15 protein-coding genes (1 of these 15 running past the window's edge) are annotated in these 19,081 nt (G+C 64.0%); 11 read left to right on the forward strand and 4 right to left on the reverse strand.

All coding sequences use genetic code 11. From position 1 onward, the window contains the following. The 3 genes from Spa11_RS03810 to Spa11_RS03820 form a co-directional block, all read left to right on the forward strand. A protein-coding gene (locus Spa11_RS03810) for a putative ATP-dependent zinc protease (protein ID WP_145108119.1) crosses the window boundary here: on the forward strand, positions 1-281 show its 3' portion. 253 nt of this gene lie to the left of the window's left edge; only the last 281 of its 534 coding nucleotides appear in the window; the start codon falls outside the window, past its left edge; the stop codon is at positions 279-281. Between the two features lie 94 nt (positions 282-375). After that, complete coding sequence (locus Spa11_RS03815; RefSeq protein ID WP_145108127.1) at positions 376-1,929, forward strand: dockerin type I domain-containing protein; 1,554 nt, start codon at positions 376-378, stop codon at positions 1,927-1,929. Continuing rightward, positions 1,926-2,126, forward strand: a complete 201-nt coding sequence (locus tag Spa11_RS03820; RefSeq protein ID WP_145108135.1) for a hypothetical protein — start codon at positions 1,926-1,928, stop codon at positions 2,124-2,126. The genes Spa11_RS03815 and Spa11_RS03820 overlap by 4 nt, the downstream gene beginning before the upstream one ends. 74 nt (positions 2,127-2,200) lie before the next feature. Here Spa11_RS03820 and Spa11_RS03825 read toward each other — a convergent pair whose 3' ends face one another. Continuing rightward, positions 2,201-2,974, reverse strand: a complete 774-nt coding sequence (locus Spa11_RS03825; RefSeq protein ID WP_145108140.1) for a magnesium transporter CorA family protein — start codon at positions 2,972-2,974, stop codon at positions 2,201-2,203. Between the two features lie 133 nt (positions 2,975-3,107). Here Spa11_RS03825 and Spa11_RS03830 point away from each other — a divergent pair, with 133 nt between their 5' ends. From Spa11_RS03830 to Spa11_RS03840, 3 genes are all read left to right on the forward strand, one after another. Beyond that, positions 3,108-4,469 (forward strand): alpha-L-fucosidase, encoded by a 1,362-nt coding sequence (locus tag Spa11_RS03830; protein ID WP_145108148.1) that lies wholly within the window; start codon positions 3,108-3,110, stop codon positions 4,467-4,469. Between the two features lie 105 nt (positions 4,470-4,574). After that, positions 4,575-6,950 (forward strand): arylsulfatase, encoded by a 2,376-nt coding sequence (locus tag Spa11_RS03835; protein WP_197529716.1) that lies wholly within the window; start codon positions 4,575-4,577, stop codon positions 6,948-6,950. Between the two features lie 138 nt (positions 6,951-7,088). Continuing rightward, positions 7,089-8,423 (forward strand): hemolysin family protein, encoded by a 1,335-nt coding sequence (locus Spa11_RS03840; RefSeq protein WP_197529717.1) that lies wholly within the window; start codon positions 7,089-7,091, stop codon positions 8,421-8,423. 91 nt (positions 8,424-8,514) lie between these two features. On the opposite strand, the gene Spa11_RS03845 is transcribed toward Spa11_RS03840, so the two are convergent. Beyond that, positions 8,515-9,789, reverse strand: coding sequence for a PQQ-binding-like beta-propeller repeat protein (locus Spa11_RS03845; RefSeq protein WP_145108156.1), 1,275 nt, complete (start codon positions 9,787-9,789; stop codon positions 8,515-8,517). 187 nt (positions 9,790-9,976) lie between these two features. On the opposite strand from Spa11_RS03845, the gene Spa11_RS03850 reads away from it, so the two are divergent. The 5 genes from Spa11_RS03850 to Spa11_RS03870 all read left to right on the forward strand — a co-directional run bounded on the left by Spa11_RS03850 (position 9,977) and on the right by Spa11_RS03870 (position 14,860). Next, the gene (locus tag Spa11_RS03850; RefSeq protein WP_145108160.1) at positions 9,977-11,416 is read left to right on the forward strand and encodes an SLC13 family permease; all 1,440 of its coding nucleotides are present in this window, start codon (positions 9,977-9,979) and stop codon (positions 11,414-11,416) included. 247 nt (positions 11,417-11,663) lie between these two features. Then, a complete protein-coding gene (locus Spa11_RS03855; protein WP_145108167.1) occupies positions 11,664-12,080 on the forward strand; it encodes a bifunctional nuclease family protein in 417 nt (138 codons plus the stop codon). Positions 12,081-12,174: 94 nt separating this feature from the next. Then, entirely contained in the window at positions 12,175-13,266 is a 1,092-nt protein-coding gene (locus Spa11_RS03860; RefSeq protein WP_145108173.1) for a zinc-dependent alcohol dehydrogenase family protein, read from the forward strand. Between the two features lie 63 nt (positions 13,267-13,329). Further along, the gene (locus Spa11_RS03865; RefSeq protein ID WP_145108176.1) at positions 13,330-14,385 is read left to right on the forward strand and encodes a DUF1559 domain-containing protein; all 1,056 of its coding nucleotides are present in this window, start codon (positions 13,330-13,332) and stop codon (positions 14,383-14,385) included. Positions 14,386-14,416: 31 nt separating this feature from the next. Further along, complete coding sequence (locus Spa11_RS03870) at positions 14,417-14,860, forward strand: carboxypeptidase-like regulatory domain-containing protein (protein WP_145108180.1); 444 nt, start codon at positions 14,417-14,419, stop codon at positions 14,858-14,860. 39 nt (positions 14,861-14,899) lie between these two features. Here Spa11_RS03870 and Spa11_RS03875 read toward each other — a convergent pair whose 3' ends face one another. Both Spa11_RS03875 and Spa11_RS03880 read right to left on the reverse strand, forming a co-directional pair. After that, entirely contained in the window at positions 14,900-17,167 is a 2,268-nt protein-coding gene (locus Spa11_RS03875; RefSeq protein ID WP_145108188.1) for a methyltransferase domain-containing protein, read from the reverse strand. Positions 17,168-17,447: 280 nt separating this feature from the next. After that, positions 17,448-18,992: a DUF5722 domain-containing protein gene (locus tag Spa11_RS03880; RefSeq protein ID WP_145108192.1), complete on the reverse strand. Its 1,545-nt coding sequence runs from the start codon at positions 18,990-18,992 to the stop codon at positions 17,448-17,450. Positions 18,993-19,081: the final 89 nt, after the last annotated feature.

Consider the following 19,081-nt stretch of genomic DNA (forward strand, 5'->3'; position numbering starts at 1 on the left):
AGAATATCGATAAGAAAATTCGGGTCCGGCTGGACAATGGTGCGGGCGAACTCGCCTGGGTCGAAACGAAGATCGAGAACTACGCCGAGGTGAGAAGCGCCAACGGAGCCGAACATCGCTACCAAGTGCGTCTGCCATTGCAGTTTGGTGACATCCAGAAGTTGGCGATCGTCAATCTCAACGACCGTTCGTCGATGAAGTACCGGCTTCTGCTGGGTCGCGACTTCCTCCGCGACGACTTCCTGGTGGATGTCGCTTCTGCGGGGCCCCGGCCGCTTTAGCGAACGACGCTGCTCAATGGCGTAGGCCTGATTTCCGACTAGAATGCGGCCGTGGACGAATGTCCGCGGCCGTTTTTTCTTTGGGGTTGCTCCGATGACCGACCGCGTTGGCGACGATCTTGGACGCCTTCTTCCGCGGGTGATTTTCCTTTGGCTCACGTTAGCATCATTGACCAGCGGGGCGCCGTCTCCGCCGGATTTGGTGTGGTCAAAGGTGATCGCGACGGAGGACGAGGATGACCGCGTCACCGGACTAGCGGTCAACCGTGAGGGCCGGATCGCTGTCGTCGGCGTGACCCAGGGAGGGTTGTTCCTCCCCACGCCTGAGTACCATGACGCGTTTGTCGCGGTCTACGATGGTAGGGGTGAACTGCAGTGGGGTCGCCAGTTTGGTGAGCGACTTGAGCTTACGACCGCCACCGACGTCGTGTGGACGTCGTACGGCGACGTGGCGATGGTGGGAGACGCCTCTTATCGGATGACGATGTCGGCGCCGACGGGCGCCGAGGTGTACGTCCGGTCTTACCGTCCGACGGGAAGCCATCGCTGGACCTATCAACTCGGGGGCCCTCAGACCGACAATGGAGCTGCTCTGGTCGAGTCGCCAACGGGGATCGCCGTGGCGGGCGACACCTACAGCTCGCTGTTCGGCGCGGCGGCGGGGGGCAACGACGCATTTCTTGCCGAACTCAGCGCCGGCACGAATGGAGTCACGAGCCGGTGGGGGGAGCAGGTCGGCACCAGCGATTGGGACGTGGTGAATGACATGGCCTACGGCGCGGGGGCTTACTACGTCGCGGGACTAACGTACGGGGCGTTTGCCGGCCCGGACAACACCTCGACCGACGCGATGCTCATCAAGCTCAGTAGCCCAGGGGAGGTGGAATGGTCTCGCCAGTATGGCTCGGCGAGCCAACCCCAAGGCGCGCGGGCCGTCGAGACCGACGGGCAAGGTTCGGTTTACATCGCCGGCTACACGTTCATTTCGCAGAACTACGCCACCGGTGGATTGCCGGACGCGTTTCTCACTAAGTATGACGAGTCCGGGACGCGGATCTGGGAACGGACGCTCGTCACGCCAGGGAGCGACGAGTTTTACGGGCTGGACGTGGACGACGCGGGGAATATCTACGTCGGTGGAGTGCGGAATATGGGGAACCGAACGCCGGTCTCGTCCGACGTGTACGTCGCAAAGTACTCGCCAACCGGCGTGCGGCTTTGGGAGAAGCAGTTCGACTTCGGGATCAGCGATAGGATTTCGAGGATCGTGGTGGATGGGAAAGGTGAGCGGATCTGGATCGCAGGGACGATTTACGGAGACGGCGTCTTCGGAACGGATCAGAATTCTGACGGCTTTCTCGCTTACCTCGAGACGCCTCTACTGGCGGGTGACTTCGATGGCAATGGGATCGTCAACCAATCGGACTACAACTTATGGCGGCAGAATTTTGGCTCGTCGAACGCAGCGGCCGACGCCAACTCGGACGGAGTGGTGAACGCCGCCGACTACACCGTCTGGCGAGACGCGATGCAGGCGGCAGGGCTAGGGACCGCTGTCCCGGAACCCACCGCCACGGCGCTGCTGCCGACTTTCGTTTTGGCTTACGCCGGCGCCTGCCGCCGCATTGGATCAATACCTGCCCGATGAAAGGCATCCGCAAGTTTCTCGGTCAGACGTGGTGGATCTTCGCCCTCGTGATGCTGGCGTCGATTGCGATGGCGTACTACTCGGGCATCTGGCTCTATTACGCCCTGCCGCCGATCCTTGTGGTCGTCGCGGTTTACATGGCGTCGGTCCGCTATGACAGCGACGGCAATCTGCGAGAAGAGCAGCGGATGCGTTAACTCGTAGGGTGAAGGCGGCTGTTCCGACCGCGGCGGCGGGGCCGCGGTTAGGCGTCTGGATCGACACAACCGTCCTACCACTTGCGGGTCACGATAAACGAGAGCACGGCGCCCATCGCCAGGCCGCCGCCTACCAAAAGGGCCATGGTTGCGGGGCCAATCCTGGCGTCGATCACTTCGAGACCGTTGCTTAGGTTCATCCCGAAGATCGCAGAAATTGTCGCGACGGGGAAAAAGAACGCCGCCAGGATGTTGAGTCGGTAGGCGGCAGCGGTCTGGTGTCGGACCGCTTCGGCCTGCTCTTCGGCCCGTCGGGCGATCAGATAGTTGATCGTTGTCTGGGCTTCGTGCTGGATGAGGTCGAGCCGCCGGGTTAGGGCGTAGGCCCTGTCACGGAGCAGAATCAAGGCTCGGTCCTTTTTGGCGAGGGTGCGGGCTTCTTCGAGAACGCCGAGCAGGTTGTTCGCGGAGCGGATCAGCGGGCCGATTTCCGTGAGGATCTCGAAATAGTCGGAGGACTCGTTGGCTTCGTCTTCGAGGGTATCGATTTCATCGACGCGGCTTTCGTACTCACGCAGCAATTCGCCGATGGCGTGCTCGTTGTGTGTGAGACCTTGCGGCTTCCAGCGTCCGTCCCGGTCACGCCAGAAGAGACGGCCGACGCGGTAATCCTCGCCCGATTTCGGCGGGGCGTGCAGCACCAACAGCAAATGCCCCTCGGCCGCCATGACACGCTGACGGCCGACGTCGTCGCCGAGGCGCTCGCGGAACTCGGCGGGGACTTCCCAGCCCGCTGGCAAAAGGGGGCAGGCGTGGCCGCGCTGAGCGTTGGTCGGCTGTTTCGCCATGGTAGGGCGGCTCGGCTAGGGGAGAGGAGGAGTTCTCGAAGGTAGTTCGTGCCGGGATCGCCGCCCAGCGGGGGCCGTTTTCCATTAAACTGTTGGGACTTCTCTTCGACACACCAACTCTTCGACTCGACCTATGACACGACTCGCCTCTCTGTCAATCGCCTTCTTGATACTGACCGGTGGCGCGGCCCGGTCCTACGAGCCCACCTCGGAGAATCTCGCCGCCCGCGAATGGTTCCAGGACGCCAAGTTCGGCGTCTTCATCCATTGGGGCGTCTACAGCGTCCTGGGGCGCGGTGAGTGGGTGATGAACAACGAGAAAATCACCGTCGCCGACTACGAGCCGCTGGCCGAGCAGTTCAACCCGACCGAGTTCGACGCCGATGAATGGTGCCGGCTCTTCAAGGCTGCGGGCGCCCAGTACATCACGATCACGTCGAAACACCACGACGGATTTGCGATGTGGGACTCGAAGGTAAGCGACTGGGATATCGTGGACCGCACACCCTACAAGAAGGACGTGCTGAAGCAGCTCGCCGAGGCCTGCCGGCGGCACGATCTAAAGCTGTTCTTTTACCACTCGCACCTCGACTGGCATCACCCCGAGTACTTCCCGGTGGGGCAGACCGGCCGCAACTCGGGCCGGCCCGAATCGGGAGACTTTGACGAGTACCTCGACGACATGGACGCCCAGCTCACCGAGCTCTTGGGCGGCGATTACGGCGACGTGGCGGGCATTTGGTTCGACGGCTGGTGGGACCAGCAATCAAAACGCTTCGAGGACACCCGCGACGCATCCGTTCGCGACACTCGCATCGATTGGCGGCTAGAGCAGACGTACGCCCTGATCCATCGCTTGCAGCCGGCCGCTTTGGTGGGTAACAACCACCACATCGCGCCGTTTGCGGGCGAGGATTTCCAGATGTTCGAGCGTGACCTGCCCGGTCAGAACAAGGGCGGCCATAGCTCCGACGCGGTGATCGGGGACCTGCCGCTGGAGACCTGTGACACGATTAACGGCGCCTGGGGCTATAACGCCGGCGATAAGGGCCACAAGAGCGTCGAGCAGCTAGTAACGTACTTGGTCCGCTCCGCGGGGATGAACGCCAACCTGTTGCTGAACGTCGGCCCCAAGCCCGACGGCACGATCGACGACGTTTCGGCCGAGCGGCTGCGCGGCATGGGCGAGTGGCTCGAGCAGTACGGCGAGACGATCTACGGCACGCGCGGCGGCCCCGTCGCGGCTCAGGAGTGGGGCGTCACCACAAAGAAGCCGGGCGTTGTGTACGTCCACGTCCTGAAGGCGCCCGAGCCCGACGCAGACGGCTGGACGCACCTCTCTGGCGCCGGCAAGCTGGCCGCACGGTCGCTGAAGGTCCTCAGTACAGGGATCGAGGTCCCGAGCCGCATCGGCGCGGGGGATGATCTGTTTGTTCGATTGCCCAAGACCGACGCGGCGACGATCGACCTTGTGCTTGTCGCGGAAGGTGACTGATGGTTCAGCCTTGGAATTGATTTCGATTTGGCCGCGCGGCGCCTTAAAATACGGGAGCTATAGCCCGCTCTGGGTCTCAAGCATGGCATGGCCTCGGATTCGATCATGAAAACCCTGTTGGCGGCGTGCGCGATCTTGTGCGGAGCGTCGTTGGGTTGGGCGACGCCGACACAGCGTCCCGATCCTGAAGCCGTCCACGACGACGGCACGGTGCTGCCGTTCGCGGCGGCGTCGATGGACAGCATCGCCAAGCCGCGGCTGCAGGACTCGACGATGAAGTGGCCCGCGGCGCCTCAGCGGTTGCCAGCCGACGCGCCGAACATCCTGATCGTGCTGATTGATGATGCGGGGTTTGGCGTGGCTGAGACTTTTGGCGGTGAGGTGCAGACGCCGACCCTCACGCGGCTGGCCAACGAAGGCCTGCGGTACAACTGCTTCCACACCACTTCGATTTGCTCGCCGACCCGTGCGGCGCTGTTGACGGGGCGCAATCACACGCGGGTCGGCTCGGGCACCATTGCCGAACGCGCCGTCGCTTTTGACGGCTACACGGGTGTCATCCCCAAAACCGCCGCCACCGTCGCCGAGGTGCTCAAGCAGTACGGTTACCACACCGCCGCGTTCGGTAAGTGGCACAACACGCCCGCGACCGAGACCACGGAAATTGGACCCAAGGATCGCTGGCCGAATGGCTATGGGTTCGAGCACTTCTACGGCTTCCTCGCCGGCGAGACATCGCAATGGGAGCCGCGGCTGGTGGAGAACTACAATACGGTCGAGCCGCCGGACGACACGAAGTACCACCTTACCGAGGACCTGGTGAATCGAGCGCTGGGATGGATCGACCAGAAGCAGTCGTTTGCGCCCGACAAGCCGTTCTTGATGTATTGGGCGAGCGGCGCCGTCCATGGTCCGCATCACGTCTTCCCGAAGTGGGCAGATAAGTATCGAGGTAAGTTTGACGACGGGTGGGACGCCTACCGCGAGCGGGTCCACAAGCGGCAACTCGCGCAGGGCGTGATCCCGCCGGGCACAAAGCTCACGCCGCGCGACGAGACGATGCAGGCGTGGGCCGATATCCCCGAGTCACAGCGGGCGTTTCAGCGCCGCGGCATGGAGATTTTCGCGGGATTCACCGAGCACACCGATACGCAGGTCGGCCGGCTGATCGACGGCCTTGAGTCTCGCGGCCTGCGAGATAACACGCTGGTCTTTTACATTTGGGGCGATAACGGCTCAAGCGCCGAAGGGCAGCAGGGGTCGATAAGCGAGTTGCTCGCGCAGAACAACATTCCGAACACCGTCGAACAGCAACTCGCTGCTCTGGAAAGGGTTGGTGGGATCGCGGCGTTAGGCAGCCATAAGACCGACAATATGTACCATGCCGGTTGGGCCTGGGCGGGCTCGACGCCGTTCAAGTCGACGAAGCTCGTGGCCGCACACTTCGGCGGCACGCGCAATCCGATGGTCGTCTCGTGGCCCAAGGGGATCCGGCCCGACAAGGCGATGCGTTCGCAGTTCCATCACGTGATCGATATCGCGCCAACCATTTACGAAGTGCTCGGCATCACGCCGCCAGCGGTCGTCAACGGCCAAGAGCAAATAAAGCTCGATGGCACGAGTCTCGCTTACACATTCGATTCGGCCGACGCCGAGCCCCGGAAGGCGGTGCAATTCTTCGACAACAATGGCAGCCGCGGCGTCTACAAGGACGGCTGGTTCGCCGGCGCCTTTGGGCCGCTCGTCCCGTGGAATACTGCCGCCTCGGCGCCACGGATCGCGCAGTGGGACTCGGCGACCGACGAGTGGGAGCTTTATAACCTCCGCGAAGACTTCTCGCAGGCGAACGACCTCGCCGACAAGGAGCCCGAGAAACTAGCGGAGTTGAAGAAGGAGTTCCTTACCCTCGCCGCCGACAACCAAGCTTTTCCGATCGGCGCCGGCAACTGGTTGCGGATGCATCCGGAGGACCGGATCTCGACTCCCTACAAGGAGTGGTTGTTCACGGCAGAGACACGTCGGATGCCGGAATTCACCGCTCCCGGATTGGGTCGGCAGAGCAACGTGGTGACGATCGATCTAAGCGTTCCCGAGAAGGCGAGCGGCGTCCTGTACGCGCTGGGGGGCGCCGGCGGCGGCCTGACGCTCTACATGGAGGAGGGCCGGCTCAAATACCTCTACAACATGCTCGTGATCGAGCAGTACATAGCTCAGAGCGATCCCGTTTCAGCCGGTGATCACACGATCACCATCGACACGACGATTGCCGGCCCTGGCAACGGGGGGACTGTGCGGTTGCTCGTCGATGGAAAGGAGGTCGCCCGGGCCGAGCTGAAGCGCACAGTGCCGGCTGCTTTTACGGCCAGCGAGTCGTTCGATGTGGGCTTGGACCTTGGATCGACGGTGTCCCTCGACTACTACGAGCAGCGTCCCTACGCGTTCAGCGGCGAGATCGGCTCCGTTCGCGTTGCGCTGAAGTAGCGATACCCGCTGCTTACGCCGGCATTTCACGGGGCATCTGCCGGGTTTTGTTGGTGATCGGGAGCAATGTCTGATAGCCTGCTGTGGCGTTGGTGCGACCCCTCCGATGCCAGCAGCCGCCCCCCTCAGGACCCCCCCGTGGAAGCTTACGTCGAGATCCTCATCATCTTTTGCCTGATCCTGCTTAACGGGTTCTTCTCAGGCGCGGAGCTGGCGATCCTCACAGCGAAGCGGAATCGGCTGGAGCAGGCGTCGGAGGAGGGGAGCACAGGGGCCAAGGCGGCGCTGTCGCTCTTGGGGGACACCAACCGGTTTCTCTCGGCGGTGCAGATCGGAATTACCGGCGTCGGCACTCTCGCAGCGGCCTATGGCGGCGCCAACCTGGTGCGGGAGTTCTCCGACTGGCTCTCGCTGACCCCCGGCACGTTTACCGCCCGGTATAGCCAAGTGATCGCGCTGGCTACGATTACCGGTTCGATCGCGTTCGGGTCGCTGGTGCTCGGCGAACTTGTGCCGAAGCGGCTCGCGCTCGCCTATTCCGAGACGCTGGCAAAGTTCGTCTCGTTGCCGATGCTGCTGTTGAGCTACGTGGCGACGCCATTCATCGCGGTGTTGGGATTCGTCACCAACGCGGTGCTGCGGGTGTTCCGCGTCAAGGACGGCGGCGAGGCGCTCGTCACGGTGGACGACATCGCCCACCTCGTCGAGACAGGCCGTGAGCAGGGGGTCCTCCGGCTGGCCGAGGAAGACATCCTGCTCGAAGCTTTGCAGCTCCGCACACGGCGGGTCCGCGACATCATGCGGCCGCGCGTCGATATCGACGCGGTGGATGTCGAGACGCCCGTCGATGAAATCATCGGCGTGGTCGCGATGTCGGGATTTTCGCGGCTGCCGGTGTACGAGGGTAGCACGGACAACATCCTGGGCTTCGTCTACAACAAGGACGTGCTCCAGCAGATGCACCTCAAACGCAGCATCGAGATCCGCAAGATCCTCCGCAAGCCGCTCTTCATCCCGGAGAGTTTGACGCTAGAGCGGTTGCTCGTAGCGTTTCAAGCAGAGCGCACCCAGTTGGCCATCGTGCTCGACGAGTTCGGCGGCACGCGTGGGATGGTGACGTTTGAGGATGTGCTCGAAGAGCTGGTCGGTGAGATCCACGACGAGCATCGGCACGACGACGAGCAACTTGTCGTCCAGCGCAACGACCACAGTTGGCTGGTCGATGGTCGTATCGGCTTGCACGAGTTGCTTGAGCAACTGCCCGAGAAGACCTCTCTCGGGGCCGAGGTCAGCAGCGTCAACACCGTTAGCGGCTTGGTGATGGCGGTCCTGGAATCCGTGCCGAGTGTCGGCGATCAAGCTGTCTGCGGGGATGTGACGATCGAGATCGTCGATATGGACGGGCCGCGCATCGACCGGTTGCTGATCACGCTGTCGCCACCGCCCGATTCCGAAGCTCCGGCGGCCCCGTGAGCGACAACCCGTGAGCCGTCGGCGCTAGCCGCGGGTAGCCATTGGCGCGCGTGTGGTCGTACCACCCGCGGCTAGCGCCGACGGCTCATTCCTAGATCGCCCCGGTCGAACGAAGGCAATAGAGACGTGACGCGCTGCGGATGAGGAGTGTCCCGTCGGTTACCGCGGGAGTGCTCCAGAAGCGGCCGCCCTCGAGTTGGTTTACGCCAATCACTTCAAGATCGGGGCCGGGGTTGAGGACGATGGTTTTGCCACTCTCGTCCATGACGAGGACGCGGCCATCGACCGCCAGGGGCGACGCCCAGACAACTCCGGAGCCCGCCAGGCGTTTGCGTGTGAGCTGCTGCCCGGTGGCCGCGTCGTGAACGCGCATCATGCCGCCGCGGCGTTCGGGGACGTAGATCAGGCCATCGTAAACCAGGGGCGACGCGATGCCCGCCGCGCCGCGCTGGTTGGCCCACAACAGACTGTCGTTCGGCTCGGTCGGATCGATCACGCCCGACGCGCCGGCCTTCACGGCGTACAAGCCGCTGGGGGCGCCGCCTCTCGAGCTGCGGTCCTCATTGCCAACGTACAGCACGTCGCCCGTCGCCGTGTTCCCGGAGCAGCTCCGGCCGCCGGCGTTGAGGGACCACAGGACGTCGCCCGATCCCGGGTCGTAAGACCGAACCGTGCGCCCGCCGACGACGAGCTCGGTCCGTTGCGAGTTTTGCCAGACGATGGGCGTGCTCCAGTTGGAGACCTCGTCGGCCCGCTCGACGCGCCACGCTTGCTCGCCATCGCTGGTGTTGAGAGCCACGAGATGAGAATCCGTTTCGTTGTCGATCTGAATGAAGACCTTGCCCTCCGTGACGACTGGGCCGCTGGAGGTCCCCCAGTCGTTGTCCATCGGGTACGCGCCGAGGTCCTTCCGCCAGACGGGTTCGCCATCGAGCGTGTAACACGCGACGACGTTCATGCCGAAATAGGCGTAGACTCGCTCGCCATCGGCGACGGCGGTCTCGCTGGCGAAGGTGTTGTCGCGGTGCCGGGGCTCGCGGGGCTCGCCTTCGTGGGCGACCTGCGACCAGACGAGATCGCCGCTGTCGAGGGCGTAGCAATGGACCTCGAAGCGGTACGCCCGCGACCCTTCGACCGGGACGGCGGTGGTGAGCAACACCTTATTGCCGACAACGATCGGGGAGGACCATCCTTCACCGGGAATCTCGACCCGCCAAGCGACGTTCTCGGCCTCGCTCCAGGAGGCTGGCGCGCCGACTCCTTCCGCGACGCCGTCGGCCGCGGGACCGCGGAACTGAGGCCAGTCGTGAGCGTGAGCCATCGCCGCGGCGAGGGTCGCCAAAGCCAGTGGGATGAGCTTCTGCATCGGTTCGTCGCTCCCGATTAGGTGAAGAGGCTTCAAGAGCGTAGCGGCTCGGTCGCGATCCGCCAAACAAATGCGCCCGATGAACGCCGTCAACGTGTGGCGGATTACGGTCGGGAGGGTGTGTGATTCTCAGCGGGCATGTGGCTACGATAGCGGCGGATTGGCTCCTCCCTCGTCTGAGACCCTGATGCGTAACTGGACTCTCTGGTTCGGCCCGCTCGCCGCTGCGGCGATGGGCGTTTTCGTGAAGTCGCAGGGCCTGCCGGCGGAGGCGGCTTGGACCGCCGGGGTTGCCCTGTTGTGCGCGGTCTGGTGGGTGTCTCAGCCGATCCCGATCCCCGTGACATCGCTCGTGCCGATTGCGGTGCTGCCGACGGTTGGCGTCCTCTCGGCGAAGGAAGTGGGCGAAGCGTACGGCGATCCGATGGTGCTGCTGTTCCTAGGCGGCTTCATCCTCTCGATGGCGATGGAGCGTAGCGGCGCGCACCGGCGCCTAGCGATCGGCATGATCCGGCTCTGCGCACTGGGGCCAAAGGCGTTGTGGGCGCGACCAACAGCCGACGCACCGGCGCCCGTCATCAGCGGCAGGCGGATGGTGATGGGCTTCATGCTCGCCGCGGGGGTCGTCAGCATGGGGGTTTCTAACTCGGCGACGACGTTGATGCTTCTGCCGATCGCGATCGCGGCGTTGGAGGGCGTCACCGACCGGCGTGTTCGCAACGCGTTGCTGCTGAGCATCGCGTATGGCGCGAGCATCGGCGGCGTCGCTACGCCGATCGGTTCGCCGCCGAACCTGATCGCGATGCAGGTTTACAGCGACACCACCGGAGATCACCTCACCTTCACACAGTGGATGTCGTTCGGCCTGCCGATCGCTGCGGTCATGATGCCAATCGCGGCGTTCTGGCTGTCGCGGGGGCAGGGGCGGCCGCTGGCGAACGACTTGCCCGACCCCGGCCCCTGGCGAGCCGCGGAGCGTCGGACGCTTGCCGTCTTTGCGGTTACCGCGGTGCTGTGGATCACCAGGCAAGAGCCGCTGGGCGGCTGGAGCGGCTTGTTGGGGCTCGAAGGCGCGAACGATGCGTGCGTCGGTCTGTTGGCGGCGATCGCGCTGTTCTTGATACCCTCGGGCGAACCTACGCTCGAGGGAGATCAGCCGGCGCCGAAGCTGCTCGACTGGGCGGCCGCTTCGAAGCTGCCCTGGGGCATGCTGCTACTCTTCAGCGGTGGGCTCGTGCTAGCGAAGGCGTTCACGGCGTCGGGGCTCAGCGGCGCCGTTGGCGAGTCGCTCAACGTCCTGGCGGCGTTACCGACGCCGCTGCTGGTGGCCGCCATTTGCCTGATGGTGACGTTCCTCACGGAGATCACCAGCAACACGGCCACGACGGCGATGCTAATGCCGCTCTTGGCCGCGATGTCACAATCGACAGGCATCGAGCCGAAGCTGCTGATGTTCCCGGCAGCGGTGAGCGCGAGTTTCGCGTTCATGCTTCCCGTGGCGACCCCCCCGAACGCGGCGGTCTACGGCGCCGGCGTCGAGACCCGGGACATGGCCCGCGAAGGGCTGGCGCTGAACCTCGTCGGCGCGGTGGTCATCACGGGGCTGACGCTGCTGCTGGAAAGATAGGGAATGCCGATGTCCAATGAAGAAGGGGTTAGGGGCTGAGGGACGGGGGACGAGGGGACGCGCAAGCGGCCTTTTGTCTTTCCCTCAGCCCCTCAGCCCCTCAGCCCCTCGCCCTCTCGTCATTGTCATGGGGACTTGGTCACTGGTCATTCCTCGTTCCCCGTCTGGAAGCACGAACGACATTCCGTGGCTATACTTTGAATTGAGTCGCCCCCGTCCCCACGCCGTCGCCGTAAGGAATTGCGTCATGCCGGTCGCTATGGAGCTGTCGCGGATCATCATCTCGGAGATCAACGACCAGCAGGTCGTCTACCTCAAGGAAGTCGATGGGCCGCGGACCTTCCCGATCTTGATCGGCTACTTCGAGGCCAGCAGCATCGACCGCCACGTCCGCCATGTCGAGACGACGCGACCGTTGACGCACGACCTGCTCGTGGCGGTGATCGAGGAGCTCGGCGGTGATCTGCAGGACGTCGTGATCACCGAGCTACGCGACCACGTCTACTACGCGCGTTTGCGCGTGCGGCAAGAAGGCGAACTCTTGGAGATCGACGCCCGCCCGAGCGACGCGATCGCCGTAGCAATGACCTGCGACCCGCCGCTGCCGATCTTTGTGAGTGAAGACGTCTTGAATGACGTGATGCGTGAGCAGCAGGGGGAGTGAAGGAAGGGGTTAGGGGCTAAGGGACGGGGGACCCAGGCCTTTCCCTCAGCCCCTCAGCTCCTCAGTTCCTAACCCCTCAGGCAACACGCCTACGATGCAAGCCGTTCTTTATCATGCTTTTGGGGCGATGCCCGAGTTGGCGACGGTTGCTGATCCGGCGCCGGCGGATGACGGCGTGGTGATACGCGTTGAGGCTACCGGGCTTTGTCGCAGCGACTGGCACGGGTGGCGCGGGCATGATCCGGATATCCGCACGTTGCCGCACGTGCCGGGGCATGAGCTGGCGGGCGTCGTCGTTGAGGTCGGCAAGGACGTCCGCAAGTGGCGTGGCGGCGAGCGCGTCACCGTGCCGTTCGTCGGCGGCTGCGGCAAGTGCGATACCTGCGCGCGGGGCGATCAGCACGTTTGTCCGCAGCAGTTTCAGCCCGGTTTCTCCGGCTGGGGGTCGTACGCCGAGCTCGTGATGGTGCGCTACGCCGACGAGAACCTGCTGGCGCTGCCCGAGGGGATGACGAGCATTGTTGCGGCGAGCCTCGGTTGCCGATTGGCGACGGCGTACCGTGCCGTCGCGATCCAGGCGGCGCCGAAGCCGGGCGACTGGGTTGCGGTGCACGGGTGCGGCGGCGTTGGCTTGTCGGCCGTGATGACGGCCGCGGCGCTCGGCGCTCGGCCAATCGCCGTTGATATTCGTCCCGAGCCCTTGGAGCTCGCCAAAGAGTTCGGCGCGGTGGCGACGATCGATGCGTCGAGAACGCCCGACGTGGCGGCGGCGATTGTCGATCTGACGCATGGCGGCGCCGACTCGTCGCTTGATGCGCTCGGCAGCCGGGCGACGTTCGCCAACTCGCTGGCGTGCCTCCGCCGCCGCGGACGCCATGTGCAGGTGGGGTTGCTCGTGGGGGATGACGCCGACCCCCGCGTTGCGATGGGGCGTGTGCTCGGCTGGGAACTCGAGATCGTCGGCAGCCACGGCCTACAGGCCCATCTGTACGCGCCGCTCTTCGACCTCGTGTCAAAGGGCAAGATCGACCCGCTGCGGCTGGTGGACCGGACAATCCCCCTCGCCGAAGCCCCCGCGGCCTTGGCGGCGCTGGGCGACTATCGCGGGGCGGGGATGACGATTGTTGATCTAGAGGCGACGCCTCCGCTCACGGACAGCTTCGACACGCTCCTGCTACCGAACTAGCGAGCCTGTCTCGTGGCCGCAATTGGCTGGACTGGCAAAGGCATGCTACCTTAGTGTCACGAAATGATTGCCTACCGAGTCACCTATCGATCGACCATGATTGAATTGATGAGCAGGCGGAGCCGGGCGGTCAGGGCGTTCACGCTGGTGGAACTGTTGGTAGTGGTCGCTATCATCGGGATGTTGGTAGGCCTGCTCATCCCCGCTGTGCAAGCGGCGCGTGAGGCGGCGCGACTCGGGCAGTGCCAGAGCCATCTTCGCAACATCGGCTTGGCGACGTTGCAACTGCACGATGCGACCCGCGCCTTTCCGCCGGCGCGACTGCGCTCGCGCGTCGATTACGACGGCAACGCCTGTGAGACCAATCAGCCGTCGTGGCTGGCGCGGATACTGCCCTACGTGGAAGAAGGCGCTGCTGCGGCGGATTGGAACCTTTACGGTTCCTTTAATTCGCACGAGGCTCGGCTTCGGGACCATGCCCCGCCGATCTACGTATGCCCGTCGCGAAGGAGTATCGACCAAGCGGTTGTTGACACGGGGGAGTATGAGCAAGAGTACACCTACCCCTGCGGCTGTAGCTTCACCGAAACGGTGAAGCTCGTCGGCGGTGTGACCGGCGACTACGCCGCGAATCACGGCGACTTCACGGGCGGCTCCTACGGCGACATCTACTCGTACTGGCTCGGTGGCAACGGCACGGGCGTGATTATCTCGAGCAGACCGCTGTGCCGCGATGGCTTACCGAGCGGGTGGCTCGACAAGGTGCGGATGAAGGACCTTGTCGATGGCGTGAGCCACACGGCTCTCGCAGGCGAGATGCATATCCCGCAGGGACGACTTGCGCAGCCGCCAGAGAACGGACCGTTGTACAACGGTCGTGACCTGCCGGCGTTCGCTCGCATCGGCGGGCCGTCGATAGGTATCGCGCGCGGGCCGAATGACGAAACGATCCGGGAGGTTATCGGGTTCGGCAGCTGGCATCAGGGCGTCTGCCCGTTCGTCATGGCGGACGGCTCGGTGCGGGTCGTCGCTAATGAGATCGACACTCAAACGCTCGGGTCGATGTGTCGTCGCAATGATGAGTATGAACTGGACCTAACCGAGTCCCCGTACTTCTAACCGCAGCCAGATCGGCAACTTGCACAACGCAATGATACATCGCTATAGCCAGTCATTGCCGATCGCCCTGCTCGCGTTCACGATAGGTTGCGGCGATGGTCGCCCGCCCCTTTACCCGGTGAGCGGGACCGTCCGATTCACGACGGGCGAGCCGGTGCGTAATGCGACGATCGAGTTTGTGCCGAAGGCGTCGGGTCCATCACCCCGGGGACGTATCGACGCCGACGGGAACTTCGTGCTCGGGACCTATAAGAACGACGACGGCGCGCAGGCGGGCGACTATCACGTTGTGGTCGTTCAAGCGTTGCCACCGGACGCTGCGGCCAACACACAGATGCTGGGTGACGAGCACGCCGGTCACGGTCGCATGCAAGTCGTCGCGTTGAAGCACGCTTCGCCAAGCACCAGCGGCGTGTCGTACACGGTGACGCCGCCGGGCGCTCAGGACGCCGAGATTGTTGTCGAGGCGCGCTAATCGATGGCTAAGCAATACGTGCGGAGTTGATCACGAGGATTAACCCTGCAGTTGCGGCCGTCTCAGTAAGGCGTTCTGGAGTTTCTTCAGCTTCCGCGACAGGCGCTTCCGTACGCGCTCGACGGGGTTAGTCTTGTCATTGGCGCGGGCGTGCCAGAACTCGGCGGCGTGTTGCAGGTTCCGCATCTGTTCTTGATGCCACTGGATCGCGTCGTTTTGAACTTTCTGGTAGGCGAGCAGGGCTTCGATGTCGGCCGCCTTCGACGCGTCGAGCTGTTCGTAGTAGACCGGGCCCGGAGCGGCACCTTGCAAGAGCGTTAGGCCGGCCATGCACTGGGCGCCGAGTTCGACTACCTCGGCCAGCTCCCGGAACACCGGCAGGGGTTGTCGTGTGAGGTCGCCGAAGATCGCTTCCCAGTCTTGGGTAGCGGCAAGCCGGCTGGCTTCGACGCCGCGTGTGAACCACGTCCGCGCCGCCTCGTGGTCGTGATCGACGAGCGCGAGCTTCGCGCGTCGCAGCGCGGCGCTGACGGTCTTAGTGGCGAGGATCGGGGCGTAACACAGGAAGGGCAGAGAAGCGCAGGCTTCGAAGAGCTGTTTGGCCCGATCGCGCTGGCCGCATTGGAGCGACAGTAGAGCGCCGACGTAAGTCAGCGAAACGGCCCAACGGGTCTCGATCGGCTTAGCGCTGTCCCAGTCGCGTGATTGCGTGTGGGGTTCACAGCGTTGCAGGAGGTCTTCGACGTCGCGCCACGCCGCGCCGTCGCCGAGCAGCGTGTACGCCTTGACGCACAGGGCGGCGGCCTCGTCGGCGTTGGGGACTCGGCGGTCGAGGACTTGCTGGGCCATGTCGCGGCGGAGCTGCTTGCGATCGGTCCGCAAGCCACGCGTAACGAGGCTCGGCACGAGCCAGGGGTTCTCGTACTGCTCGGCGTACGCCATGACGTTCGTCGGCGACTCGCAAGCCGCCTCGCTGAACGCCGAGTTGTGGAACGCCTTGTCCGACACGTCGAAGGGGCTCTTCATCGCCAGTACGATGCACCATTCGCCGGGCTTGCCGCGAGCGGCCTCGACGTCGTGCTCGGTCCACTCGTAGCCGTAGTTCGTCCACCTTCCGTTCTCTTTGCGGCGGCTGACGGTCTCGGAGACGGTGCGTTCGATCCGATAGCCCTCGTCGCGAAGCTCTTTGAGGACCTTGCTCCAGTCGTAGACGTGGAAATGATGAGGATTGGGGTCGACGCCCGTCTCGTCGGCCCAGTCGTTGGGAACGCTGACCATCAATCGCCCGCCCGGCGTTAACAGACGCTTGCATTCTTGCAAGAACGGGCGTGGGTCACGGAGGTGCTCGAGCGTTTCGAAGCTGGCGATGAAATCGAAGGAGGCGTCGTCGTATTGCTCCAGGCACTCGGGGAGCGAGCCCTTCTCGAAACGGATATCGTCGGCGCCGCTGGGGAAGTTGGCCCGCGCGTAGTCAACGGCGTAGTCGCTGTTGTCGACGCCGACGTACGACGCGCAGCGCGAGTTCTGCGTGATGACGGTCGAGCCGTAGCCGAGGCCACAGGCGGCGTCGAGCACGCGGTCGCCGGGCCGCACCGAACGCGCGGCCTCGTAGTAGCGGACGATGTGCGCGTCGGAGCGGCGCCCCGGCTCGCGGCTCATGTCCATGTGCAACTGCCGTTCGTCTTGCAGGGCCTCGATCGTGTACCGCTCGTTGGCCTCGCTGGGGAGTTTCGAGAGGACGATCGTGCAGCGGTGCAGTTCGGCGTCGAGGCAGCCGAAGGGGCTCGCCAGGAAGTGCCGAGGGTGCTTGCGGAAGCCGACGGCGAAGCACTGGGCTTCCCACCACTCGCGATTCTGAATGGTCAGATGCCACTTGTTGTCGCGGTCGGCAGTGAGCGCGATCCGCAAATAGACCGAACCCCGCGACACCCGATGCAGCTCGGCGAGCGCCGGCTGAACGTCCTTTTCGAGCAGGTGCTCGAAGCAGTCGGTGCTGATGACGCAATCGAAGGAGTTGTCCTCATAGGGCAGGGCGAGGATGTCCCCAACGCGAAACCTGCCGGGGCAAGTCTCGTTGGCGGCGTCGACGGCGACGTTCGAGACATCGACTCCCCAAGCGTCGCAGCCGCGAGTGTTGAGGTTGCGAACCAGATGCCCGTGCCCGCAGCCGACGTCGAGGACCTTACCGAGCCCGACGCAGCGCTGGACTTCTTGCGCTACCTGATCCACCCCCTGCTGTGAGAAGGAATGCTCTCCAACACGGTCCGGCCGGCGCCAGTACTGGTCGTAAGTCGTCTGGTAATCCACGTTCCGGCTCCGGTACGGCTTGCCCTAAGAAAATATCGACGAGCGCGTGACAAGGGCGTGTGCGAAGATGCGGAAACTAACGATTTCCAACTGCAGTGGCATGGCCAATATCTGGCCAGATCGATGAAAATACGGATATCTCTCGTGACGGAGAGAACCCGATCCAGCCCACCGCTAGCTTGCTAGCGGTGGATGTGGGCGAAGGGGGCGTGGCCACCCGCGGCTGGTGAGGGTGGTGGACGTAATCAGCCGGCGTCTCTTGGCGTCTGGTTCTTCGACTTCAGCGTCCGTCGCCGCCCGACTCGATGATCTTGTTGCTGAATTGCATGGCGGCCTCTTCGTTCGGCTCACCCAAGTCGCGGTAGAGGTTCCAGATGGGCTTCACGCCGCCGGGGTTGTCCGCGTCGTCGGGGAACTTGCGGAGGCCGATGCGTAAGCCGCCCTCGTGGCGGTTGTCGATCCAGTTGTGGTAGTGCATCGCCTTGATCTCGGGGTGCTGTGCAAGGCGCCGCCAGGCGTAGGCGAGCGCCGCGGATTGCAGCTCGAGTTCGCGGTCGCTGTAGTCGCGGGAGTGGAAGCCTTGCTCCGTGAGGTAGATATCGCGGACGGCTTCGCCCTTGAAGCGGTTGACAGGGTCGCGGGCCCAATCAACGAGGACGCCGAGGTTCTTAAAGGTGACCAGTGGCGAGTCTGGCGAGTCGATCGCCTCTTCATCACGCCACGTCTCGGGGACGAAGAGCGACTGGGGGTAGGGGTGGTAGGCGATCCCCCAGTCGAAGTCACCGTGCGCTTGGCTGCGAGCAATGAGACCTTCGAGCACCTCACGCCCGGCGTAGAAGCGGGGCTCCTCGGGTCGCGTCCAAGAGTGCGTCACCGAGGCGAAGACGCGTGAGTTGGCGTCGTACTGTCGGGCCGTAAGGTGAGCGATCCGCAGGGACTTAGCGTAGAGGTCGAGGAACTCGTCGAGTGACTTTTTGCCGGCGTTGGTCCAGACGAGCCCCGCATCAACCTTGTTGTGGAGGATCCAGTGATGGATACGCGGGCCACTGCTTTGGAGGTAACGCTGCGCGAGGAACTCCAGCGCAGCCGAGTATGCCGTGACGCCCCGTTGCGACGTGACGTCGGGCATGGGGAACATCCCCTCGGGTTCGTAGTCGGGATGCGCCATCGCGTCGCGCGGCGAATCTTCCCCAGTGGGTTTGGGCAGGAGGATGATGGCGAAGACCAGCAGCTCGTGATCCGCGGCGAACTGGAGCGTCTTGTCGAGCCGGGCGATGGCGCCGCGATCGATGTGGAACTGTTGTCCGGCGTGCGTGAAGGCGTCGCGCCCTTTGGCGGCTTGGTTGTGGAGAAAGTCGAGCATGACGTTGACCGTGACGGTCGAGACGCCGAGGTCCTCGATGTCGCTCAGGAAGCCACGCCCAACGTCGAAGCCGCCCAGACCTTTCTTGCTGCGTAGCGTCGGGTGCGGCGTTGCGACGGCGGTCGTTACCGTGTCGGCATAGCGCATCGAAGCAGGGGCTTCTTCGACTGCCGGCCCGACCGACCAGCGTGAAAGCAATCGGTCGCGTTCGTTGCTTCCATCCGTCGGGCGGCGTTGCAACTCAAAAGTGTGACGCTTCGCCGGCCCGTCAATAAGCCACGTGGCGATGGGGGCGTCTGACCAGAGCGGATGCTCGCGCAGCGAGAGCTCGGGTTCTCCGTCGCAATCGCAGACGATCGTGATGCGGTTGGCAGCGACGGTCACCTTCTCAATCGTCGCTTCGCTGCGGCAGAGTGAAGCGAGAGCGAGGAGGAGGACCGAGCTTAAAAGCCATGGAGGCATGCGGAAACAAGTCATTCGGTACCTAGACGACTAGAAGCAATCGGATTGAGCCGTCGGCGCTAGCCGCCGGTGGTGCTGGGGACACGTAA

Source organism: Botrimarina mediterranea, assembly GCF_007753265.1.
GTDB classification, from domain to species: domain Bacteria; phylum Planctomycetota; class Planctomycetia; order Pirellulales; family Lacipirellulaceae; genus Botrimarina; species Botrimarina mediterranea.